Origin of the sequence: Albibacterium profundi (assembly GCF_042159835.1) — a bacterium.
Classification (GTDB): Bacteria; Bacteroidota; Bacteroidia; order Sphingobacteriales; family Sphingobacteriaceae; genus Albibacterium; species Albibacterium profundi.
Window position 1 is genome coordinate 1,763,581 of record NZ_JBBVGT010000002.1, and the last position, 26,582, is coordinate 1,790,162.

A 26,582-nucleotide genomic window follows, 5' to 3' on the forward strand; every position below is an offset into this window, starting at 1 on the left:
ATGAAAAAACTATTTTTAGTGCCAGCAGCTGCGGTTGCTTTATTTTTGGCATCATGCGGAGGTAGTAACACGAATAATGAAACTGCTGCAACGACAGACGAGTCGGCAACCTCTACTGAGACCACGGCTACTGGAGAGGCTTTAGAGCCAGCAGTATTTGAAATCGAAGGTAATGACCAGATGCAATTTGACAAGGATTTATTCACTGTTAAAGCAGGTCAAGAAATTCAGATTACATTAAAGAATGTTGGCGAGTTGCCAAAAGAGTCAATGGGTCATAACTTTGTGGTTTTGGCTCCGGGAACTGACGTAGCAGCATTTGGCGGTGAAGCGTTTAAAGCAAAGGATAATGACTACATCCCTGCTACCTTTGCATCGTCAATCATTGCTCATACCAAATTATTAGGACCAGGCGAAAGCGATACGATTACTTTCACTATCGATGAACCAGGTGAATACGAATTTGTATGTAGTTTCCCAGGTCACTGGGGTACTATGCGTGGTAAAATTGTTGTTGAATAATTAAGCCACACTCAGTGTAAAATTTTAAAAAAAGAGGCAGTCAGTTTTGGCTGCCTCTTTTTTTTGCACAATTTTTTAATCATTATCTTTGCCTTATAATAAGATCAACAAATATGGAATACGACGTAGTAATAATTGGAAGTGGACCCGGAGGATATGTTAGTGCGATCCGCTGTGGTCAGCTCGGTTTGAAAACCGCAATAGTAGAAAAATACAGCACGTTTGGAGGAACCTGCTTAAATGTAGGATGTATTCCGTCAAAGGCACTTCTAGATTCAAGTGAACACTTTCATAACGCTAAACATCGTTTTACGGAGCACGGTATTGGCCTCAAAGACTTATCGGTAGATATAGGGCAAATGATCAAGCGTAAAGACGAGGTCGTACAACAGACTACCGGAGGAATCTCTTTTCTCTTCAAAAAAAATAAAATAACTTCCTATCAAGGTGTTGGGTCATTTGTTGATAAAAACACCATTAAGATAACCAAAGAAGATGGTAAAGAGGAAACGATCAAAGCTAAGAATGTTATTATCGCTACGGGCTCCAAACCTTTCTCTTTACCATCCATTAAAATAGATAAAAAGCGAGTGATCACATCAACTGAAGCCCTTAATCTGAAGGAAATCCCTGAACATCTTGTTCTAATCGGAGGCGGTGTTATTGGCTTGGAACTTGGTTCTGTATATGCGCGTCTAGGTTCTAAAGTGACTGTTTTAGAGTATGCAGATTCTATTATCCCAACGATGGATAAGGGTTTGGGTAAAGAACTGCAAAAATCTCTTAAAGGTCTCGGTTTTGAGTTTTTATTGGGGCATAAAGTTACTGGTACAAGTGTAAAAGGTAAAAAAGTAACCGTAACAGCAGAAGACAAACAAGGGATGGAAGTTAAAGTCACGGGTGATTACTGCCTAGTGGCTATTGGTCGGATTGCTTATACGGACGGCTTAGGCTTAGAAAATATTGGAATAACAGTAGATGACAAAGGGAAGAAAGTTCCGGTAAATGAACATCTCGAAACTAGCGTAAAGGGCGTATATGCGATCGGTGACGTTATCAAAGGAGCGATGTTAGCACATAAAGCCGAAGACGAAGGCGTTTACGTAGCAGAGCATATAGCGGGACAAAAGCCCCATATTAACTACAATTTGATCCCTGGGGTAGTATATACATGGCCAGAGGTAGCTAGCGTCGGTAAGACAGAAGAAGAACTGAAAGAAGAGGGGAAAAAATACAAAGCAGGATCTTTCCCTTTCAAAGCAAGCGGCCGCGCACGTGCGAGTATGGATACTGATGGGTTTGTTAAGGTTCTTGCTGATCCCGAAACTGATGAGATTTTGGGCGTTCATATGATCGGACCGCGGGTTGCAGATATGATTGCTGAAGCAGTTGTGGCAATGGAGTATCGTGCATCTGCCGAGGATATTGCTCGTATCTGTCATGCCCACCCAACCTATACGGAATCCTTTAAAGAGGCAGCGTTAGCAGCTACAGCAAATAGAGCTATACATATCTAGAACTTACGAGCGGATTTTTATCCGCTCTTTTTTTATCATTTTATGAACTTTCATACAAGAAAATGGGTTAAACCGGAAGACCTTAACCCCAATGGAACATTATTCGGTGGAACGCTTCTACGTTGGATTGACGAGGAAGCAGTTATATATGCTATCATACAGCTTGGAAACCCTAGGGTGGTAACCAAGTTTGTGTCCGAAATTAATTTTGTGAGCTCGGCTAGACAGGGTGATATTATTGAAATGGGAATTAAAGCAACCAATTTCGGACGAACTTCAATTACCCTAACTTGTGAAGTGCGAAACAAAATAACCAAGAAAAGTATCTTGACGATTGAACGCTTAGTCTTTGTTAATGTGGATGAAGACGGAAACCCTTTCCCTCATGGTAAGACAGAGATTACCTATGCTTACCGATAAGTAGTTTGTAGGTTAACTCTACACGCTGAGTAAACATATTGTTAAAATAATATGAATATTTTGTAAAAATGGATAATTTTGCTGCTATCCGTTTACGCAGCAATGTCCACAAAACAAGATTTCAGAATAAATATATATAGCAGACTTTTTTGCCTTTTCTTAGCTCTTCTATTGATCTATGCCGTGTTAAGGCTAGGGTTTTACTGGGTAAACCTTTCTCTATTTCCAGATATAGACGCACCTAGTCTTCTAACGATGATGCTTGGTGGAGTAAAATTTGATGTTGCCGCTTTAATCTACCTCAATTCACTCTTTATTTTGATGCAAGCGATACCGTTTAAGTTTCGCTATAATACACGTTATCAGAGGGTGAGTAAGTGGGTTTTTATTACTACTAACACGATTGGGATCGCGTTGAACCTCGTCGATTTCGCTTATTATAAATTCACGTTGAAGAGGACAACTGGAACCGTGTTTAATCAGTTTTCGAATGAGGACAATAAATTCACTTTATTTACTGACTTCTTAGTCGACTATTGGTATCTTCTAATCACCCTGATAGGACTGGCTCTTTTACTTAACTTGCTATATACTCGCATACAGGTTCTAGCGCCCAAAAGTTTTAATACCACTCGATACCTAGTTCATGGTGGCGCTTTAATTCTAATTGTTCTATTCTGTATTATTGGCGTCCGTGGTGGATGGCGGCATAGTACGCGTCCTATTACGCTTAACAATGCGGGCGATTATGTGGATAGGCCGGAGCAAATGTATATTGTTTTGAACACTCCATTTTCCATTATCAGAACCTTAGACGCTGTAGATCTAAAGCCGAAAGATTACTATTCAGAAGACGAACTATCGGATATTTACAGTCCCATTCACCAACCCGACACGGTAGGTGCTTTCAAGCCGCTGAACGTTGTCTTGTTAATTATAGAAAGCTTGGGTAAGGAGCATATCGGTGTGCTTAACAAAGATTTAGATAATGGAAATTACAAAGGATATACACCCTTTCTGGATTCGTTGATCGGAGAGGGTTATACCTTTACTAGAACCTTTGCCAATGGTCGTAAATCGATCGACGCTTTACCCGCTATTATTTCTGGAATACCGAGTATTAGTGAGCCTTATGTCTTATCCATTTATTCGGGTAATAAGACGAATAGCTTACCGAGCTTATTAGGTAAAAAAGGTTATGAAACCGCTTTTTTTCATGGTGCACCTAATGGATCCATGGGTTTTTCAGCCTATGCTAAATTGGCTGGTTTTCAACACTATTTTGGTAAGGATGAATACAACAATAATGCAGATTTTGACGGAATATGGGGGATATGGGACGAGCCCTTTCTTCAATATGTTGCTAACACAACGAACACCTTAAAAGAACCTTTTTTTACAACTTTTTTTTCGCTTTCTTCTCATCATCCCTTTAAGGTGCCTGAAAAGTATGAGGGGGAATTTCCGGAAGGGAACCTACCCGTCCAAAAAGTTATAGGCTATACAGATCAAGCGCTTCGAAAGTTCTTTGATACGGCAAAAAAACAGCCTTGGTATGAGAATACATTATTTGTGCTCTGCGCAGATCACGCAACTGTTTCGTATTATCCTGAATATCAAACCACCTTAGGTGGATATTCGATACCGATCGTTTTTTATTATCCAGGGGGTGAGCTACAAGGAGCGTCTGATAACATCGTTCAACAAATTGATATCATGCCGACGGTATTAAATTATCTCAATTATGATGAACCATATTTCGCTTTCGGTTTTGACGCTTTTTCAGAGAACAGCTCGAATTTTATGGTCAATAACAATGGGAGTTCCTATCTTTTCGTTCAGGGAAATTACCTTTTAATCGGCGATATAGATCGCAGTATCGGTTTGTATAACATTTCGAACGATCCGATGCTGAAAGAGAATAAAGTTGGGGCCAGCTTACAGGTCCAGGACTCCTTGGAAAAGCACTTAAAAGCATTTATCCAACAATATAATAATCGGATGATTAATAATGAATTAGTTGTTAAGTGATGCAGACGGCACCAATGCTGCCTCTTCCTTAATTTCGCGCTTTAACTTCCGTTCTACCCAGAAAGGCGCTAATGGAATTAGCGAGGCAATGAAGAAAATAACAAGTCGTTTGAAGCTCCATTTATAGATGTACCAGCAACTAACTAGCAATATCAGGTAAGCGATGAAAAGTAATCCATGCGCCCAGCCTACATACTTTACCCCTAAAGGCCAATCTGCCAAATATTTTAAAGGCATGGCAATAAAGAATAAGATAACTGTTGAAACTCCTTCGATGAAGGCGATTTGCATGAAGCGGTTAAGAGTTAAATCTTTCATGTGTAATAGCTACTGTGAATAATCCTTAAGCCCCGAAAATACAGTTTTGTCGCGGGCTTAAGAATTTTCTTTCCAAGCTTGACAATAGACTGACTGTCTATCAGCTAGTGCTCATATTCTGGTTTCAACTCTTTGTGCTCGTAATCCTCAACCATCAGTTCTTCAATAGGTAAGCCTTCTTTGTCCAAACCCAGTTTATGCAAGATCGTATCGAAGAGCATGTAAACCACTGGAACTACGACCAGCGTTAAGAACAAGGAACTTATCAGACCGCCGATGATAACCCATGCCAATCCATTCTTCCACTCTGCACCGGCACCCGACGCTAAAGCGATCGGTAGCATACCGAACACCATGGCAATCGTGGTCATCAGAATCGGGCGGAGACGAGCATGGTTGGCGTTGATTAACGCCTGTTTTGTGCTTTGGCCTTCAGCTTTCATGTGGTTGGTGAAGTCGACCAGAAGAATTGCATTTTTAGCTACCAAACCAATCAACATAATAAGTCCCAGTATGGTAAATATGTTCAAACTATTGTTCGTTAACGCTAAGGCCAACAGCGCACCGATAATCGATAAAGGAATCGAGAACATCACTACGAATGGATACACAAAACTATCGTATAAAGCCACCATAATGAAGTACACCATAACAACGGCTATCAATAAAGCGATACCTAATGTTCCAAATCCTTCCGATTGGTTTTCCATGTCACCGCTCCAGATGTAGTTTACACCCACAGGCTTATGAATATTCTCCAATTCTGCCTCAAAGTCGGCAGCAATACTTCCGGTGGGTCTACCGACCGTCTGACCTTGGACTTTTACTGATGTGCTTTTATCTCTCCGTTCCAATTGCGTAGGACCCGACCCTTCTGTCACATCGGCAAATTGAGACAATTTAATAAGCTCACCTTGATTGTTAGCAAATAAAAGATTTCTTACGTCATTGACGTTCCGTCGATCGTAATCATCAAATCGGATATTGATATCGTATTCATACTCACCCTGGCGGTATTTTCCATCCGTGTTGCCATTAAAGGCAGTCTGCATCGTTGCGCCCACCGTTTGAAGATCCAAACCTAATGAAGACATCTTATCACGATTTACAACGACCTCAACTTCGGGATTTCCTCCTTCAACTGAGAGTTTCGTTCCGGTAGCACCGGGAATAGTGGCTAAAATATCTCGGGCCTGCTCTGCATAATCCATGATACTATCCAAGTTTGAACCGGTTACGATCAGCTCAATCGGAGCTTGTTCCGCCGTTCCCATAATGCTGACTGGAACAGTTTTGATCTTCACCCCAACCAGAATATCAGCAAGCTCTTTCTTGATTTTGGCCGCGTATACATCCGAAGGATCGCGCTCACTTTTATCAATCAATTTAACTGTGATCTCCGCTTTATACGGAGTCGCTAATGTCCCCATCATCCCGTCACTCGATTGTCCAACCATGGTAATCATCGATGTGATTTCAGGTTTTGAAGAAAGGAACTCTTCAGTTTTTAGCGCTACTTGGTTCGTTTGTTCTATAGAGGCATCCTTTGGTAACTCGAGCTGGACAAGAAACTCTCCACGGTCACTTTGTGCGAAAAACTCGCCACCAATAAAGCCAGCAATCACTAGACCAAATGAAGCAAAAAGCATAAGAGTTACAGCCACCAAGGTAATGGCTTTGTGTCCCAAACACCATTCCAAGATACGTGTAATCCAATTGGTGAATCGTTTCAGTAGTCGTTCAAAACCCAAAATGAAACGGCCACTGATTTTTTCAGATGTTATTTTCTCCAATTTACCAAACCTAGAAGTCAATAATGGTACGATCGTGAAGGATACTAACAAACTCAGTAACGTTGATATAATAACAACAACACAGAATTCGCGAAGAATACTGGATACCATGCCCGTACTTAACGAGATAGGAAGAAACACGACAACGATTACCAAAGTAATGGATACTACCGTAAAACCGATCTCCTTAGCGCCGTCAATTGATGCTCTGACCTTGTTTTTACCCATCTCCATATGACGGTATATATTCTCGATCACCACGATGGCGTCGTCGACTAAAATACCAACGACGAGTGATAGCCCTAAAAGTGACATCAGGTTCAGCGTAAAGCCAAAGAGCAACATGCCTATAAACGTGGAAATCAACGATACGGGTATCGCTACCATCACAATCACGGCATTCCTAAAACTATGCAAGAAAAGGAGCATAATTACCGCTACCAAGATAATCGCTAATATCAAATCGAATACCACGGCGTTCGCAGATTCTAATGTATACAGTGAGCTGTCATTAGCCACTTCTAGAGATAATCCCGCAGCTGCATGTTCAGTTTCTAATTGGCCTAAAATCGCACGTACTTCTTGACTTACCGCTACGGCATTGGCATCCGATGTTTTCAAGATTTGCACAGCAATAGAACTTTTTCTGTCCACTCTAGAGAGCTTCTCAACATCTTTTTGTGTATCCTGAACATCAGCGAGGTCTCTAATCCGTATTTGTGCACCGCTAGCGGTGGTTGTTACCACCAGGTTACGCAGTTCTTCAACACTCTTAAATTTACCTGCTAAACGAACTAAAATGTCCTGCTCCGTCGTTTTTATACTACCGGTAGGAAAATCGAGGTTCGAAGAAAGGATCATTTGTTGCACCTGTAATGGAGAAATACCATAAGCTTCTAATTTACCCGCATCCAAATTTACTTGAATCTCACGTTCCTGACCACCGATTAGATTGACCTGCGCCACCCCTGGTACTTGGGAAAGGATCGGTTGTATCGTTTTATCGATGAGGTCATAAAATTCTGCATCAGCCATATTGGAAGTTGCCGATAATGTTACGATCGGTAGATCGTCAAATGAGAATTTTGCTAAAGACGGAGCATCCACATCGTCTGGCAGATCAGCCAAAATTGCATTGATTTTCCGCTGGGCATCATTTAGTGCCAAGTCGACATCCGTACCACTGTTCAAAGTGATAATAACTAAAGATAGGCTCTCAAATGAAGTGGCATCAATTTTTTTGACGTTTTCCATTGACGCAACTGCGTCCTCAATCTCTTTTGTAACTGTATTCTCAACCTCATTTGGGGATGCACCCGGATAGACTGTCGATATCGAAACTACCTCTGGAGTAAATTTTGGCAACATCTCATAATTCAACGAAAAATAGCTCAAAATACCCATTAAACTGAGTGCAGTGAATACAACGATGACAAGGGACGGTCTTTTTATGGAGACTTCTGATATTTTCATTAATTATATTTTTATTTTGAAAACCAGGTTTTCAAACGTTTAAGATTGAGGACTAACTTTTGTTCCGTTAACCAGGTTAATCTGTCCGCTCGTGATAACAGTTTCGCCCTCTTTCAATCCACTTACAATCTCTACCTCTTCACCCATAATTCGTCCGGCTACCACTTCTTTTAGTTGCGCAGTGGAATCTTTTCCAAGAACGTAGATCTGATTACTGCTGACACCTCCGACAAACGAAGAGCGGGGGATAGTAATTTCTGGTGCTTGCTCTGGAAACTCAAAAACAGCGGTAGCATACATGCCCGCACGTACGGTATTTGCTTCCGGATTAACCACTTCAATTTTAACAGGGTAGTTTAACGTTGCGTCCGCTTTGGGTGCAATAAAGGTCACAGTTCCTGAAAACTCTTTGTCCGGAAATGTACTGGTCGTGATTTTAATTTGATCGCCAGTTTTAATATTGGCCACTTGCGACTCATTCACAGTGACATTTAACTCCAACGAGGAAACATCAACGATATTAAATAGTAATGTACTTGGTGTCACGTAAGCACCCTGTTCAATATTTCTACTGTTCACAATCCCAGAAATAGGTGATTTAATGTAAGCGTCTTGAACACGTCGCTTGGCTTGCTGTACCATGGTCTCAGCATTGCGTAAACTAAGAGCCACCTCATCAAGCTGAGCCCGGGTAACACCTCCAGTCTCATAAGAACTTTGATAACGTTCCATATCGGTCTTTGCTTTCTGGTAGGCTGCTTCTGCTTGCTGTAAGTCTAAGTTTGCGTACTCCGGATCTATTTTTACCAAGGTCTGACCTTTACGAACCCGATCGCCCTCATCAACCATCAGCTGAGTAACACGACCGTTTGTCTCTGCCAATAGGTCTAAGTCCTGCTTCGCAGCAAAATTACCGTTTACTGAGAAATTAAGAGCTAAACTCTGTTTTTCTGCGACAGCCGTTTTCACAACAATCGCTCCGCTATCGTCGGCCACGATTGCCGTCCGAGCTTCATTTTCTTTTTTATTATTGATAAGTACCCAGGTAATTAATCCGATGACCACGACAACGATACCTATGGTTAATATTCCTCTTTTCATTACTCGTTAATTAAAGATTTGATGTTACCTTGAGATTTTATTAATTCGATCTCAGCGATTTTATAGTTTAAAAGTGCTTGATTGTAGCTGTTTTGCGCGGTCACTAGTTCAGTCTCCGCTGTCAAAAGATCAGTCAGACTGGCCAAGCCGTTATTATAATTGTTCTTCGTGCTATTGTAAACTTCCTCTGCCAGTATCTTGTTCTGGTTCTGTGTCTCAATGGTGCTCAGGCTGTTGTTGATCTGTATTTTAGCATTCTCATAAGCCATCTGCAATGCGTTGGAAGAGTTCTTAATGTCCTCTTGCAACTTTTGGATATCAATAGACGCCTGCTTCAATCGTGAGCTGCGGGCTCCGCCATCAAAAATGGGTATTCTCAACGTCAGTGTAATTGCTGACATGTCATAGTTGAGCGCATTCTTTGTGTAAAGATTGAAGTCGTTACTTTGTGTATTGTACATATAGTTAGCACCCAAAGAAAGACTTGGATAAAATTCAGCTTCAATAGCTCTTTTTTGAAATCCGAGAAGCTCTTCTTGTTCTTTTAACACTAAATATGAACTCAGATTATTAAGGTCGAAATTCTTCTCAGCAATTAAATTATTTGCAGTCTCCTCCAGCTCCTCCAAGCTTGTTTGCGGAATTATAATACGCTGAGTTACCGGCATACCCATATAGTATTTTAGCAAATTCTCTTGTTGAGCAACAGCGTTGAGTAACTGCTCCTTTTGAGATTGTAGATTACTGCTGTTGACTTTGACCCGATCTAGATCAATTTTCCGAGCCAAACCAATTTCATATTGACTGGAAACAGTTTTCTCTAAGGTTTTATTGCGTTCAATGTTTGCATCCACAACAGCTAGTTGCTCTCGTGTAATGATGACTTGATAATAATTAGAAGCCACCTGCTGTAATAGGTTCTCTTCGGCAACTTTTGCTGCCATCGTATAATATTCTTTTGTGCTCTTTGCTGCTTTTAAACCGGTAAATACCTGTTGGTTAAATAATTGTTGATTTAGCTGTACTTGCGCTAATGAGCTCCACGTCGTACCTGCCTTTACAGCAATAAATTCGCCTGGCTCACCGCCCATGAATTCAGCCGGCAAAATAAACTGTTGTGCTAATACATTATTTGTTAAGGTAGCTGTACCATCAATCTGCGGAAGTGCCCCTGCCCGAACCTCTTTGATTTGATAATCGCCTTTAAGGATGTCTAACTTTGCTTTTCTCACCGCTTCACTATTGTTTAAAGCATAATTGAGGGCCTCCTGTAAAGTCAATGTTTCCTGTGCTTGGCTAACACCGATAAAAGAGAGTATGAAAAAGGCAAGCGTGAATAACTGCTTTTTAAAAGTCATATGTACATTAATTATTTCTTGTATTTAAACGCGTATCGTGTTTCAACCTATATGCATCTTTTTGAAAAGTTCCCTAGAATTACAGAAACTCTTCGATACAAGAAGTTCTTCTATTTCTTGGCTTCTAAGACGTAATTCAGGGGCGAATTGTTACATTAACTTATACTTTTTTTTGACCCTTGCCCATTCCTCTTTGGTTACTGTGTATTTAGTACGCTTACTTAGCTGCGTTTGCGTTGTCAAAATTTGTCGAATGCCGGTTTATCTTTTTATCTTTGAAACCTTCAATTTCTCAAATTTCTTAATTATGAAATATCCTTTGCAAGCTGATAAATCCCTTTTAAAACTAAATACCTTCGGTGTAGAAGCTTCCGCTAAGTATTATGCAGGAGTAAAATCAGAAAATGCATTAGGTTTATTAGCTGAGACAATTGAATTTAGCATGGAACCCTTATTGATTCTCGGCGGCGGTAGTAATATTCTCTTTACAAAGGACTTTCCGGGCTTAGTGCTCCATATGCAGATTCCTGGGATAAAGGTCCGTGAGGAGGGGAACGAGGTGTATGTTACTGCAGGGGGCGGCGTGGTTTGGAACGATTTGGTTCAGTATTGTGTCGACCGTGATTATGCCGGAATCGAAAATTTAAGCCTGATTCCCGGAACGGTAGGTGCGGCACCGGTTCAAAATATAGGTGCGTATGGGGTAGAGTTGATGGATGTATTTTTAAGCTGCCGGGCTTTTGATATCCAAGAAAAAAACATGATAATCTTTGATCATGCTGCATGTCAATTTTCTTATCGCGATAGTTTTTTTAAGAATGAAGGTAGAGGGAATTATATTATCACCGAGGTGACGCTTCGGTTGAGCAAGATCCCGAAGTTGAACCTGAGTTACGGTGCAATTGAGAGCGAACTTGAACGGAGGGGAATCAGCCAGCCATCACTTCGGGATGTGGCTGATGTGGTTTCAAGTATCCGAGTCAATAAACTTCCGGATCCTACAAGTATTGGAAATTCAGGTAGTTTCTTTAAAAATCCTATCATTTCGGCCGACGAGTTTAAGAGAATAGAGTCCATTTTTCCAGACATCGTATATTACCCTGTACAATCCGGCCAAATTAAATTGGCCGCAGGGTGGCTTATCGAAAAATGTGGATGGAAAGGCAAAAAGATCGGAAATACAGGAACTTGGAAAAATCAAGCTCTGGTGCTTGTTAATCACGGTAACGCCTCAGGATCAGAAGTTTATAAACTATCTGAAAAGATTATTGACTCTGTATATGCTAAATTCGGAGTACATTTAGAGCGAGAAGTCAATATGCTTTGACGTTAACTATCTCTTTATTTTATGTTAATTTAAGAAAATAGTCAAGTTTAGCACGGTGTTTGCAAAGTTTAGAGAAAATGCATTTAAATAATATGATTTTCTAAACCTGAGCACAGGGACCCAATACGGCAACCGAATGCTCCCTAAACCCTACGCAAAATGACTAAGTACGAATTCAAATCAATGGTTTCAAGCCACGCCGAGTCGTTAAAAATGTATGCTTTTCATTTTACTCATGATGATGAAGATGCAAATGACTTAGTTCAGGACACAGTGTTAAAGGCAATCACGTACCACGACAAGTTCAAAGAAGGTACAAACCTGAAGGGATGGTTATACACCATCATGAAAAACACCTTTATCAACAATTACCGTAGACTGGTTAAGATCAGTACCATGGTTACCAAATCAGAAGAAATATCTTCGTCTAACCTTGTGTACAGCTCGACAAACAACCGTGGCGAAAATCAATTCGTTATGGATGATATTAAGGCGGCGTTAAACGAGCTGTCGGAAGAGTATTATGTTCCATTTACGATGTATTTTGAGGGTTACAAATACCACGAGATCGCAGACCATTTAGATATTCCTATCGGAACGGTTAAAACCAGAATTCATGTAGCCCGCAAATCGCTCAAAAAATCACTTAAACCCTATGCATACGGAATACAATCCTCCGTATTCGCCGGGGTTAATTTTTAGGACTCCTTCCTATATCTTTTAATCATTTGGAAATACATTGTTATTCTCCCAAATAGATTCATGACACATTCCATCCTCGTTTCATCCGCATTTACGCGATAAAATGCGGATGAAACGAGGATGGACGATGAAGAAAATTTACAAAAAAGTAATAGAAGCTTCTAATGAAAGCTATTAAGCTTCTAGTGTAAATTGACTAAGGGATGTGAATAGTTTGATGCGTTCTGAAATCTCTTGTTGATCCAAGTTTTCTAACTTCTCTGTCCCAAACTTTTCGACGCAGAACGAGGCAAGGGCTGAACCGAAAATAACTGCATTTTTCATGTTGTTAAAATTGATTGTTCCCACCTTCGCTAAATAGCCGATGAAGCCTCCTGCAAAAGTATCTCCTGCACCTGTCGGATCGAAAACCTCAGCTAATGGTAGAGCTGGTGCAGAGAATATCTGATCTTTATTGAATAGCAAGGCGCCATGTTCACCTTTTTTAATAATAAGGTAGCGTGGCCCCATTTCAAGAATCTTCTGCGAGGCTTTTACGAGTGAATATTCACCTGAAAGTTGCCGCGCTTCCTCGTCGTTGATCGTCAGCACGTCGACATGCTTTAATACGTTAAGAAGATCATCGAGCGCGATGTCCATCCAGAAGTTCATCGTGTCCAATACTACTAACTTGGGTTTGTTCTCTAATCGTTGCAAGGTTTTTAGTTGTACCTCTGGCGTTAGGTTCCCTAATAGTAAATACTCGCAACCTTGATACGATTGAGGAAGAATGGGGTCAAAGTTTTCCAAGACGTTTAGTTCGGTGGTCAAGGTATCGCGACTGTTCATGTCGTTATGGTATTTACCAGACCAGAAAAAGGACTTTTCACCTTCTTTAATCTGTAACCCTTCTATATCAATTCCCTTCGATGTAATTTTAGCAAGATTTTCTTTGCCGAAATCGTCTCCGATGACGCTGACAATTTTTACTTGATCATATAGATAAGACGCCGCCAGGGAAGCGAATGTCGCGGCGCCTCCAACTATTTTGTCTGTTTTTCCGAAAGGTGTTTCGATGGCGTCAAAAGCGACGGTTCCGATAATAACTAAACTCATAATGGTAGATTAAAACAAGAATGATATCAAATAAAAAAGCCGGCTGTGGGCCGGCTTTTGCTCCTGAAGCTGGGCTCGAACCAGCGACCCTCTGATTAACAGTCAGATGCTCTAACCAGCTGAGCTATTCAGGAATGTTTTTTTATACTGGTTGTTCGTAATGTCAACTGTACATCTGGATCGAAAAGATCGTTTTGTACATGTACTATTTTTGCTCCTGAAGCTGGGCTCGAACCAGCGACCCTCTGATTAACAGTCAGATGCTCTAACCAGCTGAGCTATTCAGGAGTGTTTTTTGTCTGGTTAAGGCGGTTATCCGCATTAATTCCTCTTTTTAAAGGACTGCAATATTCGGAATTTTGTTCTGAATAAGCAAAAAAAATGTAATATTTTTTATTCTACTTAATTCATGCTTTTAGCGTTTTCGGACTTACTTTGTTCTACATCATCCCACGGTGGTTATCAAATGGGTCCCAAATGCACCCGCTCAAATGGCGGTTCCAACGAGAATATTAGAAATACACATGACGGAGTATTGAGCGTGATGTAAAACAAGCTCATAAGAGTGCTTGTTAGAAAATTCATAAAAAATACCTAATTTAGCAGCCCTGTTCGTGAATGGGGTAAACACGAGTTCATGAACAGGATAAATAAGAAAAAATGAAAACATTGTTCGATTTCGAAAAGCCCATAGATGATCTGGTTGGTCAGCTTGATAAAGTGAAGCAAGTTGCCGAGAAAACTCAAGTTGACATGTCAGCTACCATCAGTGAACTCGAAGCGGAGCTTAAAAGAACTAGAGAGCAGATTTACGGTAATATGACCGGTTGGCAAAAGGTTCAAATGTCCAGGCATCCCGATCGACCGCAAACCTTGGATTATATTTCCATGATGTGTGATAACTTTCTCGAGCTGCACGGTGATCGCACAGTGAAGGATGATAAAGCCATTATTGGTGGGTGGGCGAATATTGATGATCGGTCGCTTATGGTGATTGGGCATCAGAAAGGTAAGAACACGAAAGAACGCCAATTCCGAAATTTCGGTATGGCTAATCCAGAAGGCTACCGGAAGGCTTTGCGTCTAATGAAGATGGCAGAAAAGTTCAATAAACCGATTGTTACCTTAATTGATACGATGGGTGCTTACCCAGGACTTGAGGCAGAGGAAAGAGGGCAGGGTGAAGCGATAGCACGGAACCTGTTAGAAATGTCGGTTTTGCGAGTTCCGATTATCTGTATTGTTATCGGTGAAGGTGCTTCTGGAGGTGCATTGGGTATTGGTATCGGTGATCGCGTTTATATGTTAGAGCATACTTGGTATTCGGTCATTTCACCCGAGTCATGCTCTTCAATTTTGTGGAGAAGTTGGGATTACAAAGAACGCGCGGCGGAATCATTGAAGTTGACTTCCGAGAACATGCTTTCAAATGGATTGATCGACGGAATCATCCCTGAACCATTCGGTGGTGCACATCAAGATCCTGCACAAATAGGACAGACGGTTAAACAACAAATCCTAACCGATTTGAACCTCTTAAAAGCGAAAAATAAAGACGAAATGGTAACGGAACGTATCGATAAGTTCTGTAAGATGGGAGTGGTCGTAGAATAAATTAATTTCAGTAATTATTATGATATCAAAAAAGCACCGAGGTCCTCGGTGCTTTTTTATGTTTAAGAGTGCTGTTGGCAACTAGTTCAATCCAGACATCTGGTAACGTGCCTCAAAGTTTTTGAACAGTTCTTTCACTCGCGTATTCTCTTCAGTTTGTTTGTATTCAGCCGTTAATTGATCCAAAGCGTGGAGTACATACATCCCGAGCTGCATGTTGTTCATCTCCAGATTGGGTTTGGTTTCCGCAATCGTGAAGAAATAGTTCAGATTGTCTTCGATATAGTCTGTCGTATTATTAACAATACGATTGGCGTTTTCGATATCACCAACCATGTAGAGGCTTTCCGCCATAGATTGTTTTTGGATCGTTTCCCGCATCGCATAGATTTTTTCGGGGACAACTTGCAGGGCGCGTTCCATGACTGTTTTTGCTTTATCTATCTGACCTTCTTTTACGAGCTCATTGCTCAACGTATTGAAGTTGTTCATGATCAGGTTCAGCATGCCGTAGGACTCTGGATCTAAGTAGCTTGCCTCTTTTATATTACCCCACTTGAACTTGTCAATAGTATTGGTGTACATCGCATCCGTATTGATTCTCTCGATCATTTGATCCGGACTTTGTGTTGTGTCTGGCTGCAAAGGCATTAGTCGGTAGGTAAAGCCTTCGGTAACTAAGTATTTGTCAAGTCCGAGATAATTATCGCTCGGCACGGTGCGAGCAAAGTAAATCGGCCTTTCCCAGTTGTTATGCACCAAGATATCCATAATGGCAAGTTCAGTGCGACTAACGTAATTTCTAGGATAGGTCCACACCAAGGAATCAGCTACTTCGTCTTCCCATTCGCTTGGTACTGCATGGTTTTTAATAACATCTTCGCGATTTACCGTCAATTTGAAATTCTTGGTTGGTAAGAAATTCTCACGACTACCGTCTTGCATTGGTTGCTTATCCTGCGGATTATCGGACAATAGAATATTGAGTATGTTTTGTAGTTCAATATGTCCTTCGATGCCGTAATCTGTATAGCGGATGATATCACGCACCCCTTGTACAAACTGTTCGTCTTTCATACTGATTGGTAACGCATCGGCTTCGTTTACCTTCTCCTTCATTTGTCTCAAATACCAGTCGGCACTCAGCAAGCTCAGGTTGACTACACGAATATCTGGACGGACATTCTCTACCTCTTGTGCGTACCATAATGGATAGGTGTCATTGTCACCATAGGTAAAGAGAATGGCGTTTGGCGCACAGCTTTCCAAGTAATTAATCGCTAGGTCACGTGCCGTAGTTTTTTCGGAACGATCATGGTCATCCCAGTTTTGAGACGCCATAAGGACCGGTGCCGCCAAGAGACCAACTACGGTAGCGGCAATAGCAGCTGTTTTGGGGTTCGCCTTCTTTTTTATAAAGTCGCTAATTGCCAATACCCCCAGTCCGATCCAGATAGCAAAGGCGTAGAAAGAGCCTGCAAATGCGTAATCACGTTCTCTCGGTTGCAAGGGATTCTGGTTGAGGTACAATACGATAGCAATACCTGTAAAAAAGAACAACAGACCGACAATCCCGGCATCTTTTTGATTGTATTTAAAATGCCAGAAGGCTCCTAATAGTCCGAGGATCAAGGGTAAAAAGAAATATGTATTTCGTGAAGGATTGTTTTTCTGCGAATCAGGGAGTGCGTTTTGACCACCTAAGCGCATTTGATCAATAAAGGATATGCCGCTGATCCAGTTTCCATCCGTAAAGTTTCCATGTCCTTGTTGGTCATTTTGCCTCCCGGCAAAGTTCCACATAAAATAGCGGGCATACATGTGGCCGATCTGATAAGAAAACAAGAAGTTGATGTTGTCGCCAAAGCTTGGCTGTTCGCCTTCGCCGAGATTTAACCAGCTACGGTAAGCCTGCGCGTGCTCAGAACTATAAATACGTGGCAAGAAGGTTTCTCGGTCGTAGTTGTATTTGGGTTTGTTGCCCACTTTGACGTAATTGTTTTCTCCTTTTCGGTAGATGGCCGCACCTTCAACATATTCAATGGGCTGGGAATCGAAATAGGGGCCATTGAATAGCGGATCATCGCCATACTGCTCGCGGTTTAGGTAACCCAAGATGGAAAAGGTGTCATCTGGGTCGCTATTGTTTAAGGTTGGATCTGCATTGGCTCGTACAACAACCATGGCGAAAGAGCTATAGCCGATCAGGATAAACGAGACACAAAGTAACATAATGTTTAACATCGGCTTATGCTTTTTGATCGAGTAGATAATACCGTAGGTTAGCCCGCCGATCACCAAAATTGCGAAGAGGATAATACCTGAGCCAAATCCGAGTCCGAGTGAGTTGACAAAGAAAAGGTCAATATAAGCAGCAGCTTTAATCGAGTATTGAATAATCCCCCATAGAATAAATGCTAGAATAATACAACCGAGGAGAAGGGCCTTGATGGTGCCGCCATTGGTTGCTTTTGTTGTTTTTCGAAAATAAACGACAAGTGCCAGTGCAGGTATCGTCAACAAGTTAAGTAAATGGACGCCGATTGACAGACCCATTACATACGCTATTAGGATCAGCCATCTTTCCGAATAGGGTTCGTCTGCATGATAATCCCATTTCAATATGGCCCAGAACACAACAGCGGTACATAATGAGGCCATAGCATATACTTCGGATTCTACAGCCGAGAACCAAAAGGTGTCTGAGAATGTATAAGCTAAGGCTCCGACTAGGGCGGCACCCATTATCTGAATCAGTTGGGTTTGGGAAACTTCTGCTCCTCGAGGGGCTATTACTTTTCGCGCTAAAGCTGTGATGGTCCAGAATAAAAACAAGATGGTAAGCCCGCTGGAAACAGCAGAGCCGATATTCATCCAATAGGCGATCAACTCTGGATTACCCATAGCAAAATTGGAGAAAAGGTTTTGAAGCATTAAAAAAAGCGGTGCTCCCGGTTGGTGAACAATCTGCATTTTATAGGCTGCTGCAATAAATTCGCCGCAATCCCAAAAACTTGCTGTTGGTTCTAATGTTAAGACATAGGTAGTGGTTGCTATTAAAAAACTTAACCAACCGAGCAGGTTGTTTACTTTGCTATACGTCATCATATATGTGTCAAATAAAAATCGAAAATAAGTATTTGAATTGAATTAACTATTTTTTCTTTAAAATCGGGCTGATTTAGACCGTATTGAAGAAAAAAAATAAAATATGTTTGCAACATATGAAATATCGCTCTATATTTGCAGTCCGATAACGGAGATGCCTTAAATGAGAGGTATTTTGCCCGATAGTATAAAGGTAGTACATCTGATTTTGGTTCAGATTGTCTAGGTTCGAATCCTGGTCGGGCAACTGAAATAAGAACTCGGGTTGTTACACACAGCTCGAGTTCGTTCTTTATAAAAAAGAGTATAGCGTCATGCCTTTACAATTTAACACAGTAAAGCTTTTTTCTGGTACAAGTAATGTTGAACTGGCGGAAAAGATTGCTGAGTCCTACGGGAAGAAACTAGGAGAAAAAACTCTATCGCGCTTCAGCGATGGTGAAATGCAACCCTTTTATAATGAATCTGTTCGCGGGAGTGATGTCTTTATCATTCAGTCCACGAATACGCCGGCAGATAATATCATGGAGCTCTTGCTGATGATTGACGCTGCGAAGCGTGCTTCTGCACACTACATTACGGCCGTGGTTCCTTATTTTGGTTATGCGCGTCAAGATCGGAAAGATAAACCAAGGGTTGCCATTGGTGCCAAGATGATCGCTAATTTGATTACGGCAGCTGGTGCGCATCGGATTATGACGATGGACCTGCACGCTGCTCAAATTCAAGGTTTTTTCGATATCCCGGTTGATCACCTAGATGCTTCCGTGATTTTTGTTCCTCATATCAAGGCACTGAATCTACCGAATTTGACCATCGCTTCACCTGATATGGGTGGATCTCATCGTGCGCGTACTTTTGCCAAATACTTCAATGCAGAGGTGGTTATCTGTGATAAGCAGCGGAAACGCGCCAATGAAATTGAATCAATGTCGATTATAGGTGATGTAACCGGCCAGGATATTGTGTTAATTGATGATATCTGTGATACCGCTGGTACACTTTCGAAGGCTGCTTCGTTGATCATGGAGAAAGGAGCAAATAGTGTGCGTGCGGTATGTACGCATCCGGTTCTTTCAGGAAATGCCTATGAAACGATCGAGAAATCTGCTTTAACAGAGTTGATTGTAACGGATACGATTCAATTAAAACAGCAAAGCGAAAAAATTAAGGTCTTATCTACTGCTGAATTGTTTGCACATGCTATTAAGAATGTAAACGAGCACGGGTCGATCAGTAACCTTTTTAATATTGAATAGTTAAGTAATAAACAAATAAATAATAATATGAAATCAATTGCTATTAGCGGTTCTCTAAGAGAGAACGTAGGGAAAAGAGACGCTAAAGAATTGCGTTATGAAGGCAAAGTGCCTGCAGTTCTTTATGGTGGGAAGGAACAGTACCACTTTTCAGTGTCCGCAGCTGATTTGAAATCGTTGGTGTACACACCCGATGTTCATTTCGTAGATTTAGACTTGGAAGGAAAGAAATTCCAAGCAATCGTTCAGGAGATGCAATTTCATCCATTGAATGAGCAAATTCGTCACATCGACTTTTTAGAGTTGGACGACAAGAAGGAAGTTACCATGTTAATCCCGGTTAAGCTGACTGGAATATCTCCAGGTGTACGTGCGGGTGGTAAATTAATTCAGAAGCTCCGTTCACTTCGTGTTAAGGCGTTGCCGGCCAACATGCCTCAAACAATAGAAGTTAGTTTAAATAGCTTAGAGGTTGGAAAGTCTGTTCGTGTTGAAGAGATTAAACTAGAAAATGCACGCGTATTGAACAATGCGGACGATACGATTGTATCTGTAGTTATGTCTCGTGCGCTTCGTCAAGCAGAACAAGAAGCTAAAGCGAACGCTTAGTAATATTTTTGCGATAATAAGTATCGAAAAGGGTAATGATCTAGAATCACTGCCCTTTTTTTATGTCCTTTATTATTATTTGCTATTTTTGAGGCTAAATAAATCCAATACATGAAATACCTTATTGTTGGTCTTGGCAACATCGGTCAAGAATATGCAGATACGAGACATAATATTGGTTTTATGATTGCCGATGAGCTTGTGAAAAAAGCAGACGCTTCCTTCTCTACATTGAAATATGCGTATTATTCAGAGTTTAAATTCAAAAGCAGAATTGTGCATGTCATTAAGCCGACCACCTATATGAATTTAAGTGGTAAAGCAGTGAATTATTGGATGAAGGAACTGAAGGTTCCGATAGATAATGTACTGGTATTGGTAGATGATATTGCGATTCCATTTGGTAAGATCCGATTAAAACCCAAAGGGAGTAGCGCAGGCCATAATGGTCTGAAAAATATTGAGGCCTTGTGTGGTGGTCAGAATTATCCAAGATTGCGTTTTGGGGTGGGGGATAACTTCCCTCGTGGGCGTCAGGTGGATTATGTGTTGAGTGGCTTCGATGAAGATGAGCTGATGGAGTTACCTTCGCTAGTTGACTATTCGGTGGACATGATTCAGAGCTTTATTTCTATTGGGTTAGAACTAACAATGACACGTTTTAACAAATAAAAAAGATATTATGTTAAAGGTTTACGGGATTAAAAATTGCAACACCGTTAAGAAGGCACTAAATTGGCTTGAAGAAAACGGACAGGAGTATGAGTTTCACGATTATAAAAAATCAGGAATTTCTAAAGAGAAAATTAAAGAATGGCAGGCGTCAGTTGGCTGGGAACCATTAATAAATAAAAGAGGAACAACTTGGCGGCGGCTAGAAAAGGGAGTGCAAGATGAAATAGACGGGCCAGAGACAGCAAGTAAATTGATGCAAGAGAACACTTCATTGATTAAGCGGCCCATAATAGAAGGAAAGGGGCCAATCATTCTAGGCTTCGATAGCAGTGAATACGAAGAAAATTTATTATAAACTTAGCAATTATTGAATATGAGATTAACAAACACTTTACCATTGAAAGTTCTGGTTGGTATGCTATGCCTATCGAGCGTAGCGTTTGCGCAAACAGAAAGTAATTATGACTACGTAGAAGCATTTAGACCGGGATTTTATGAAACAAATGGGAATGAATATCGTTCTGCATCGGGAAATCCGGGGCCAAAATACTGGCAGAATGCGGTCGACTATCAACTCAAGGCAACATTGGATGATGAGGCCAGAACTGTAACTGCTTCGGTTACCATCGATTATACCAATAATAGTCCTGAAGCACTCGATTACCTTTGGATTCAGCTGGATCAAAACATGTTTAAAGAGGACGCGATCGGGAATAAAATTATTCCACTAACCAATAGTCGCTACGGTGCTAAAGGAGAAGAATTTGACGGCGGATATAAGATTGCATCGGTTAAAATTGGAAATGCTGCGGCAGATTATTATGTCGATGACACGCGGATGCAGGTAAACCTTCCCCAAGAGCTAAAAGAGAATGGAGGCACGATCCAGTTGACAATAGACTATAGTTATGTTGTTCCAAAATATGGATCAGATCGTACGGGCGTATTAGAAACGAAGAATGGCGATATATATTCAATCGCGCAGTGGTACCCTCGAATGGCTGTGTTCGATGATATTTTGGGATGGAATACCGATCCTTATATTGGGCCAGGTGAGTTTTATTTGGATTATGGAGATGTTGATGTAGAAATTACTGCTCCGAGTGATCATTTTGTAGTTTTGGGCGGTGAGTTATTAAATCCAGATGAAGTGCTGTCAACAGAAGAATTAAAAAGATGGAAGAAGGCGCAGAATAGTGATGAAACGGTAATTATCCGGTCGCAGGAAGAAGTGATAGCGAATAGAGCAAATTCGAATACGAAAGAAACCAAAACTTGGAAGTATCGTTTGGAGAATACACGAGATATTGCTTGGGGTTCTTCAGCTGCGTTTATTATCGATGGTGCCAAAATTAATCTTCAGGACGGAAAAACTTCGTTCGCCTTGTCTGCTTATCCGCAAGAAAGTAATGGTGGAAATGCTTGGGAGCGCTCTACAGAATATGTAAAAGCATCTGTTGAACATTATTCTGAGATGTGGTTTAACTATCCTTATCCAGTGGCAGTCAATGTAGCCTCTAATGTAGGAGGGATGGAATATCCGGCGATCGTTTTCTGTGGATATAAAGCAAAGGGCGCAAGTTTATGGGGGGTTACCGATCATGAATTCGGACATATTTGGTTTCCTATGATTGTGGGAAGCAACGAACGTCATCATGCGTGGATGGATGAAGGCTTTAATACCTTCTTGAATGGTATTTCTACGGAGCATTTTAATGATGGAGAATACTATCGTGGAAAGCAAGACGCAAATAAAATGGCTGCTATCCTTACAAACCCTGCGCTAGAACCAGTAATGACGGCACCTAGTGTGATGAATGAACGTCACATGGGTATTTTAGCTTATTACAAACCTGGATTCGGGATGAAATTGCTTCGGGATGTAATTTTAGGACCGGAACGTTTTGATAAAGCGTTGCGAGTTTACATCAACGAGTGGGCCTATAAACACCCAACACCAGAAGATTTCTTTAGAACGATGGAAAATGTTTCCGGTCAGAAACTATCTTGGTTTTGGAGAGGTTGGTTTAAAAGCAACTGGCAGCTAGATCAGGCAGTAACCAACGTAGAACAGAAGACGGAAGGTGCTGTTATTAGTATCGTTAATTTAGAGAAATTGCCGATGCCGGTAATTGCTGATATTACAACGGCAAGTGGCGAAACGACTCGGGTAACTCTTCCTGTAGAAGTTTGGGAGCGTAATGTTAACTGGGATTTTCTGTTCGAAACATCAGAAGATGTGGTGAAAGTTGAGCTTGACCCAGATAAAGTATTACCAGATTCGAATCCAAGCAATAATACTTGGAAGAAATAAAAAAACGAAAAGCCTGTTAGTCTGTTAATATCACTAGCAGGCTTTTTTATTTAATAAGAATGAAAAAAATATTCGTACTTCTATTGTGTATTATCGGAACCGTAAATCTTGCGGCGGGACAGACTCTGGAAGGGATTGTGATGGAATTGAATAGCTCAAAGCCCATTCAGCAGGTTGAGGTACGGAACCTTACAACGGATGCAACAGTAGAGACGAATGCATCGGGCGGTTTTGAAATAGATGCGGAGCTTAATGATTTGCTAACCTTCGGCTATCCGGGCTTTCGATTGGACACGTTAGTTGTCGTCGACTTTCAGATAAAACGGGTTTACCTGACGCCACTTGAAGATTTCAATATTTTAGAAGATGTCGAAATAACAGACTTATCGGATTTACAATTGGAAGAGGAAATACGTGTTGCGCGCGAGCGGGGTAGATCAGTTCATACTGTCCAGGGGGGTGGAATAGCTATTTCACCGTCGCGGCTTTTTGGGAAAGAGGCAAAAGATGCGAGGGAACGATATGACGCGCTACTAGAAGAGCAAGAACGTAGGCTCATTGACTCTAAATTTAATGAAGACAAAATCACGCCAATAACTCCCCTCAAAGGTAGAGACTTGGATTTGTTCATCGTTAAGTTTAGGCCATCCTATGAGTTTGCAAAGCAGTCGGACGAAGAGCAAATTCGTTTGTATATCATGGACTCCTATAAAAAATTTAAAAACATGAGTCAGGCCGAAAAAGATAGGATTAAGCTTACTGAAGAAGTAAACTAAGTGCTTCGGCTACAATAAAGGTGCTTCCTCCAATAAAAACCAAATCTTCTTTATCTGCCACTTTTAATGCGGATTTCACTGCATCACTAACCGAGGCATAAGCTTGTCCTTGAAGCTGAGTGGCGTCAGCCAGTTCTTCAAGTTCTGTAGCGGGTAATGCTCGTTCCAATCCGGCGCTACAGAAGTAATAATGTGCTTTTTTAGGTAAGATCGATAAAAGGGCTGACGCATCTTTGTCTTTCATAATTCCTACGACCATATGTAGTCGTTTATATGCGACGTCTTGTATATTGAGTAGTACTTCCTTCCAACCTGCTTCGTTATGTCCTGTATCGCACACGACGCGAGGTTCCCATTGAAGTGTTTGCCACCTTCCCATCAGGCCTGTAAGGTTTTTGACATGGGCGAGAGCATACTGGACATGGTCGTTTGTAATTCGGTACCCCTGTTTATGTAATTGTTTAACTGCCGAGAGGACCGATAGGATGTTTTTTTTCTGATAGGTGCCAGAAAGGTCCAGTTTAATATCCATTGCAACATCGGTTGAATTAGTTTGAATACCGTCCGCACCGGAAGTTGGCTGACTCTCAGCTTGTAAGAATAGATGTTCTTCTTCTCTCTCTTTAACGTGAACCTGCCATTCGTCTTCAGCAAAGAAAACTTTACTATTTGTATGGGCAGCTGTTTCAAGAAATACTTGTGTTGTGCCAATGGTCTTTTCTCCGATAATGACAGGTACGTTAGGCTTAATAATACCTGCTTTTTCTTTGGCGATTGCCGTTAGGTTATCACCTAACATGTGGACGTGATCCAGACTAATGTTGGTGATAATGGATAGGATAGGGGTAATGACATTCGTTGAATCTAATCGGCCCCCTAGGCCGGTCTCGATAATAGCTATGTCGACTTTCTGTTCTGAGAAGTGATGAAAGGCCATGGCAACAGTCACTTCGAAAAAGGAGGGTTTTAGACTTTCAATTTGTTCCTTCTGCCTCGCCACAAAATCGACAACCTCCTGCTCGGAGATCATGTTACCGTTAATACGAATTCGTTCTCGAAAGTCTAAAAGATGAGGTGAGGTGTACAAGCCTGTCTTGTAGCCTGCATGCTGAAGAATTGCTGCAAGCATGTGCGAGGTTGAACCTTTACCATTCGTGCCGGCGATATGAACCGATTGGAAGTTGTCCTGCGGATTTCCTAAAGCTGCACACAATTTTTTTGTGTTGGAAAGATCTTTTTTAATGGCAGCATCGCCGATTCTACTAAACAGCGGAAGTCTGTTATAGAGATAAGTCAGAGTCTCTTCGTATTGCATTGTGCACTGTAGCTATTTTAGCTTGAAGTTGAATACGATAACTCCCGTCTGTATAGGTGGCGCATTTTCAAGACGGTTTAATTGCGCTCCCAAAGCGGCACGTTCACATTTTTCGTAAAGAGCGTTGTTAGATATCGTTGTTCCACGAACACCTGCCCGTGCAGAGACGATGTTTCCGTTACGGTCTACTCGCACTTCGACTGCGATTTTCCCCGACTGCTGACCATTATCTTCGATCTGCGGAGCACGCACAAAGCGCCTGTTTTCTAAGCTTAAAGCAGCATCTCCAAAACCAGAACCCCCTTCGCCGTAATCAGCAGCTAAGGGATCCCCTTGTTTACTACCCTGATTTCCCGGTGTATCACCGGTACCATCTCCTGTTCCAGACGCATTGTTCTTTTTACCTGTGTATAATGCGTTTGGGTTAACCGTTGGCTTGCTTTCCTCTTTTTCAGGTGTGGCAACTGGAGTGGTATTCGGTTTGTTTTCGCTTGTCACGACGGCCGGAGCGTCTTCCATATCTTGAGTGACGATAGCCTTGTCGCTCGTCTCTTGTGATGCGACAGGCTCCGGTGTTGCGTTGGGAACTACGCGGTCAGGTTGAGTTGCATTTGCGTCAGGATCCATCGATGGCTCGTCGATGCTCATATAGTCATCGCCCATACCGACAGGAGATGTACCGTAATTTACTACAATTCCTCCGGTTCCAAATTGCGGCATAGGGTTACCAAGAATAATGAAGTAGCTGATGATAAATAAAGCTACCATAATCCCTGCTGAAATCCCGATTGCTTTTGGGTAATAATTATCCTCTTGCTGGTGAAAACTCATGTTTATGACTCCTTATCTTGGTTTCGGCTCAGTAGCCAATACCAATTTAATCCGTAATTGATTGGCTGCGTCCATTACTTCAATCACATCTCTTATAGACACACTACGATCAACATAAAGCATGACCGTCAGTTCTTCGCCCGGTTGAACATAAGCCTGCAAAGCAGGTAATAGGTTGTCAACGGGTACAGGCTCTTTTTCTATAAAATATTCTAAGTTCTCAGTGATCGACACGGTAATCGTTTTCTTGGCCACCGATTGCTCTCCAGAACTAGACCTTGGTAATAAAAGCTTTACCACCTGCGGGTTGGATACAGCCGAAGCCAAAAGAAAGAATAGCATCAGAAAGAACATGATATCGTTCAATGCTGCTGTATGTACCTCTGCTTTTGGCTTTTCCCTTCTTCGTTTAATATTCATTTAC

At 41.4% G+C, this 26,582-nt stretch carries 22 protein-coding genes and 3 tRNA genes; 14 read left to right on the top strand and 11 right to left on the bottom strand.

Annotation, left to right across the window (positions count from 1 at the left end; translation table 11 throughout):
• The 4 genes from WKR92_RS09280 (at position 1) to WKR92_RS09295 (ending at position 4,490) form a co-directional block, all read left to right on the top strand.
• On the top strand, positions 1-522 hold the full coding sequence (locus tag WKR92_RS09280) for a plastocyanin/azurin family copper-binding protein (protein WP_375557550.1): 522 nt from the start codon (positions 1-3) through the stop codon (positions 520-522).
• Between the two features lie 113 nt (positions 523-635).
• Positions 636-2,039, top strand: coding sequence for a dihydrolipoyl dehydrogenase (lpdA, locus tag WKR92_RS09285; protein WP_375557551.1), 1,404 nt, complete (start codon positions 636-638; stop codon positions 2,037-2,039).
• A 42-nt stretch (positions 2,040-2,081) separates the two neighbouring features.
• Positions 2,082-2,459 carry an acyl-CoA thioesterase gene (locus WKR92_RS09290; RefSeq protein ID WP_375557552.1) on the top strand — a complete coding sequence of 126 codons (378 nt, stop codon included), beginning with the start codon at positions 2,082-2,084 and terminating at the stop codon, positions 2,457-2,459.
• Between the two features lie 171 nt (positions 2,460-2,630).
• Positions 2,631-4,490, top strand: coding sequence for an LTA synthase family protein (locus tag WKR92_RS09295; protein ID WP_375557553.1), 1,860 nt, complete (start codon positions 2,631-2,633; stop codon positions 4,488-4,490).
• Here the strand turns inward: WKR92_RS09295 and WKR92_RS09300 are convergent.
• The 4 genes from WKR92_RS09300 to WKR92_RS09315 form a co-directional block, all read right to left on the bottom strand.
• Complete coding sequence (locus WKR92_RS09300; protein ID WP_375557554.1) at positions 4,476-4,808, bottom strand: DUF3817 domain-containing protein; 333 nt, start codon at positions 4,806-4,808, stop codon at positions 4,476-4,478. The genes WKR92_RS09295 and WKR92_RS09300 overlap by 15 nt on opposite strands.
• A gap of 104 nt (positions 4,809-4,912) precedes the next feature.
• On the bottom strand, positions 4,913-8,074 hold the full coding sequence (locus tag WKR92_RS09305; protein ID WP_375557555.1) for an efflux RND transporter permease subunit: 3,162 nt from the start codon (positions 8,072-8,074) through the stop codon (positions 4,913-4,915).
• Positions 8,075-8,113: 39 nt separating this feature from the next.
• Positions 8,114-9,175 (bottom strand): efflux RND transporter periplasmic adaptor subunit, encoded by a 1,062-nt coding sequence (locus WKR92_RS09310; RefSeq protein ID WP_375557556.1) that lies wholly within the window; start codon positions 9,173-9,175, stop codon positions 8,114-8,116.
• Complete coding sequence (locus WKR92_RS09315) at positions 9,175-10,533, bottom strand: TolC family protein (RefSeq protein ID WP_375557557.1); 1,359 nt, start codon at positions 10,531-10,533, stop codon at positions 9,175-9,177. The genes WKR92_RS09310 and WKR92_RS09315 overlap by 1 nt, the downstream gene beginning before the upstream one ends.
• Before the next feature lie 307 nt (positions 10,534-10,840).
• Between WKR92_RS09315 and murB the strand changes: the two genes are divergently transcribed.
• Together murB and WKR92_RS09325 are read left to right on the top strand one after the other, a co-directional pair.
• Complete coding sequence (gene murB / locus WKR92_RS09320) at positions 10,841-11,860, top strand: UDP-N-acetylmuramate dehydrogenase (RefSeq protein WP_375557558.1); 1,020 nt, start codon at positions 10,841-10,843, stop codon at positions 11,858-11,860.
• 159 nt (positions 11,861-12,019) lie between these two features.
• The gene (locus WKR92_RS09325) at positions 12,020-12,562 is read left to right on the top strand and encodes an RNA polymerase sigma factor (RefSeq protein WP_375557559.1); all 543 of its coding nucleotides are present in this window, start codon (positions 12,020-12,022) and stop codon (positions 12,560-12,562) included.
• Positions 12,563-12,736: 174 nt separating this feature from the next.
• On the opposite strand, the gene WKR92_RS09330 is transcribed toward WKR92_RS09325, so the two are convergent.
• The 3 genes from WKR92_RS09330 to WKR92_RS09340 all read right to left on the bottom strand — a co-directional run bounded on the left by WKR92_RS09330 (position 12,737) and on the right by WKR92_RS09340 (position 13,945).
• Positions 12,737-13,657 (bottom strand): PfkB family carbohydrate kinase, encoded by a 921-nt coding sequence (locus tag WKR92_RS09330; RefSeq protein WP_375557560.1) that lies wholly within the window; start codon positions 13,655-13,657, stop codon positions 12,737-12,739.
• Positions 13,658-13,717: 60 nt separating this feature from the next.
• Positions 13,718-13,791, bottom strand: a tRNA-Asn gene (locus tag WKR92_RS09335).
• Positions 13,792-13,871: 80 nt separating this feature from the next.
• Positions 13,872-13,945 (bottom strand) — tRNA-Asn (locus tag WKR92_RS09340).
• Between the two features lie 372 nt (positions 13,946-14,317).
• Here WKR92_RS09340 and WKR92_RS09345 point away from each other — a divergent pair.
• A complete protein-coding gene (locus WKR92_RS09345) occupies positions 14,318-15,271 on the top strand; it encodes an acetyl-CoA carboxylase carboxyltransferase subunit alpha (RefSeq protein WP_375557561.1) in 954 nt (317 codons plus the stop codon).
• Positions 15,272-15,352: 81 nt separating this feature from the next.
• Here WKR92_RS09345 and WKR92_RS09350 read toward each other — a convergent pair whose 3' ends face one another.
• Complete coding sequence (locus tag WKR92_RS09350) at positions 15,353-18,376, bottom strand: protein O-mannosyl-transferase family (RefSeq protein WP_375557971.1); 3,024 nt, start codon at positions 18,374-18,376, stop codon at positions 15,353-15,355.
• Between the two features lie 179 nt (positions 18,377-18,555).
• On the opposite strand from WKR92_RS09350, the gene WKR92_RS09355 reads away from it, so the two are divergent.
• The 7 genes from WKR92_RS09355 (at position 18,556) to WKR92_RS09385 (ending at position 24,012) form a co-directional block, all read left to right on the top strand.
• Positions 18,556-18,626 (top strand) — tRNA-Gln (locus WKR92_RS09355).
• Between the two features lie 67 nt (positions 18,627-18,693).
• Positions 18,694-19,638, top strand: a complete 945-nt coding sequence (locus WKR92_RS09360) for a ribose-phosphate pyrophosphokinase (RefSeq protein WP_375557562.1) — start codon at positions 18,694-18,696, stop codon at positions 19,636-19,638.
• 27 nt (positions 19,639-19,665) lie between these two features.
• Positions 19,666-20,247 (top strand): 50S ribosomal protein L25/general stress protein Ctc, encoded by a 582-nt coding sequence (locus WKR92_RS09365; RefSeq protein WP_375557563.1) that lies wholly within the window; start codon positions 19,666-19,668, stop codon positions 20,245-20,247.
• A gap of 111 nt (positions 20,248-20,358) precedes the next feature.
• Positions 20,359-20,919, top strand: coding sequence for an aminoacyl-tRNA hydrolase (pth, locus tag WKR92_RS09370; protein WP_375557564.1), 561 nt, complete (start codon positions 20,359-20,361; stop codon positions 20,917-20,919).
• A 10-nt stretch (positions 20,920-20,929) separates the two neighbouring features.
• The gene (locus WKR92_RS09375) at positions 20,930-21,277 is read left to right on the top strand and encodes an ArsC family reductase (protein WP_375557565.1); all 348 of its coding nucleotides are present in this window, start codon (positions 20,930-20,932) and stop codon (positions 21,275-21,277) included.
• 18 nt (positions 21,278-21,295) lie between these two features.
• A complete protein-coding gene (locus tag WKR92_RS09380) occupies positions 21,296-23,236 on the top strand; it encodes a M1 family metallopeptidase (protein WP_375557566.1) in 1,941 nt (646 codons plus the stop codon).
• Positions 23,237-23,295: 59 nt separating this feature from the next.
• Positions 23,296-24,012, top strand: a complete 717-nt coding sequence (locus tag WKR92_RS09385; RefSeq protein WP_375557567.1) for a hypothetical protein — start codon at positions 23,296-23,298, stop codon at positions 24,010-24,012.
• Here the strand turns inward: WKR92_RS09385 and WKR92_RS09390 are convergent.
• The 3 genes from WKR92_RS09390 to WKR92_RS09400 are packed head-to-tail and all read right to left on the bottom strand — an operon-like array spanning position 23,993 to position 26,578.
• Positions 23,993-25,327, bottom strand: a complete 1,335-nt coding sequence (locus WKR92_RS09390; RefSeq protein ID WP_375557568.1) for a bifunctional folylpolyglutamate synthase/dihydrofolate synthase — start codon at positions 25,325-25,327, stop codon at positions 23,993-23,995. The two genes, WKR92_RS09385 and WKR92_RS09390, sit on opposite strands and share 20 nt — an antisense overlap.
• A gap of 12 nt (positions 25,328-25,339) precedes the next feature.
• Positions 25,340-26,158, bottom strand: a complete 819-nt coding sequence (locus WKR92_RS09395) for an energy transducer TonB (protein WP_375557569.1) — start codon at positions 26,156-26,158, stop codon at positions 25,340-25,342.
• Positions 26,159-26,170: 12 nt separating this feature from the next.
• Positions 26,171-26,578, bottom strand: coding sequence for an ExbD/TolR family protein (locus WKR92_RS09400; protein WP_375557570.1), 408 nt, complete (start codon positions 26,576-26,578; stop codon positions 26,171-26,173).
• Positions 26,579-26,582: the final 4 nt, after the last annotated feature.

Bases quoted from the DNA above. Each gene is read 5' to 3' on its own strand.
- WKR92_RS09280 (WP_375557550.1), top strand. From the start codon at position 1: ATGAAAAAACTATTTTTAGTGCCAGCAGCTGCGGTTGCTTTATTTTTG.
- lpdA (WP_375557551.1), top strand. From the start codon at position 636: ATGGAATACGACGTAGTAATAATTGGAAGTGGACCCGGAGGATATGTT.
- WKR92_RS09290 (WP_375557552.1), top strand. From the start codon at position 2,082: ATGAACTTTCATACAAGAAAATGGGTTAAACCGGAAGACCTTAACCCC.
- WKR92_RS09300 (WP_375557554.1), bottom strand. From the start codon at position 4,808: ATGAAAGATTTAACTCTTAACCGCTTCATGCAAATCGCCTTCATCGAA.
- WKR92_RS09305 (WP_375557555.1), bottom strand. From the start codon at position 8,074: ATGAAAATATCAGAAGTCTCCATAAAAAGACCGTCCCTTGTCATCGTT.
- WKR92_RS09310 (WP_375557556.1), bottom strand. From the start codon at position 9,175: ATGAAAAGAGGAATATTAACCATAGGTATCGTTGTCGTGGTCATCGGA.
- WKR92_RS09315 (WP_375557557.1), bottom strand. From the start codon at position 10,533: ATGACTTTTAAAAAGCAGTTATTCACGCTTGCCTTTTTCATACTCTCT.
- murB (WP_375557558.1), top strand. From the start codon at position 10,841: ATGAAATATCCTTTGCAAGCTGATAAATCCCTTTTAAAACTAAATACC.
- WKR92_RS09325 (WP_375557559.1), top strand. From the start codon at position 12,020: ATGACTAAGTACGAATTCAAATCAATGGTTTCAAGCCACGCCGAGTCG.
- WKR92_RS09330 (WP_375557560.1), bottom strand. From the start codon at position 13,657: ATGAGTTTAGTTATTATCGGAACCGTCGCTTTTGACGCCATCGAAACA.
- WKR92_RS09345 (WP_375557561.1), top strand. From the start codon at position 14,318: ATGAAAACATTGTTCGATTTCGAAAAGCCCATAGATGATCTGGTTGGT.
- WKR92_RS09350 (WP_375557971.1), bottom strand. From the start codon at position 18,376: ATGACGTATAGCAAAGTAAACAACCTGCTCGGTTGGTTAAGTTTTTTA.
- WKR92_RS09360 (WP_375557562.1), top strand. From the start codon at position 18,694: ATGCCTTTACAATTTAACACAGTAAAGCTTTTTTCTGGTACAAGTAAT.
- WKR92_RS09365 (WP_375557563.1), top strand. From the start codon at position 19,666: ATGAAATCAATTGCTATTAGCGGTTCTCTAAGAGAGAACGTAGGGAAA.
- pth (WP_375557564.1), top strand. From the start codon at position 20,359: ATGAAATACCTTATTGTTGGTCTTGGCAACATCGGTCAAGAATATGCA.
- WKR92_RS09375 (WP_375557565.1), top strand. From the start codon at position 20,930: ATGTTAAAGGTTTACGGGATTAAAAATTGCAACACCGTTAAGAAGGCA.
- WKR92_RS09380 (WP_375557566.1), top strand. From the start codon at position 21,296: ATGAGATTAACAAACACTTTACCATTGAAAGTTCTGGTTGGTATGCTA.
- WKR92_RS09385 (WP_375557567.1), top strand. From the start codon at position 23,296: ATGAAAAAAATATTCGTACTTCTATTGTGTATTATCGGAACCGTAAAT.
- WKR92_RS09390 (WP_375557568.1), bottom strand. From the start codon at position 25,327: ATGCAATACGAAGAGACTCTGACTTATCTCTATAACAGACTTCCGCTG.
- WKR92_RS09395 (WP_375557569.1), bottom strand. From the start codon at position 26,158: ATGAGTTTTCACCAGCAAGAGGATAATTATTACCCAAAAGCAATCGGG.
- WKR92_RS09400 (WP_375557570.1), bottom strand. From the start codon at position 26,578: ATGAATATTAAACGAAGAAGGGAAAAGCCAAAAGCAGAGGTACATACA.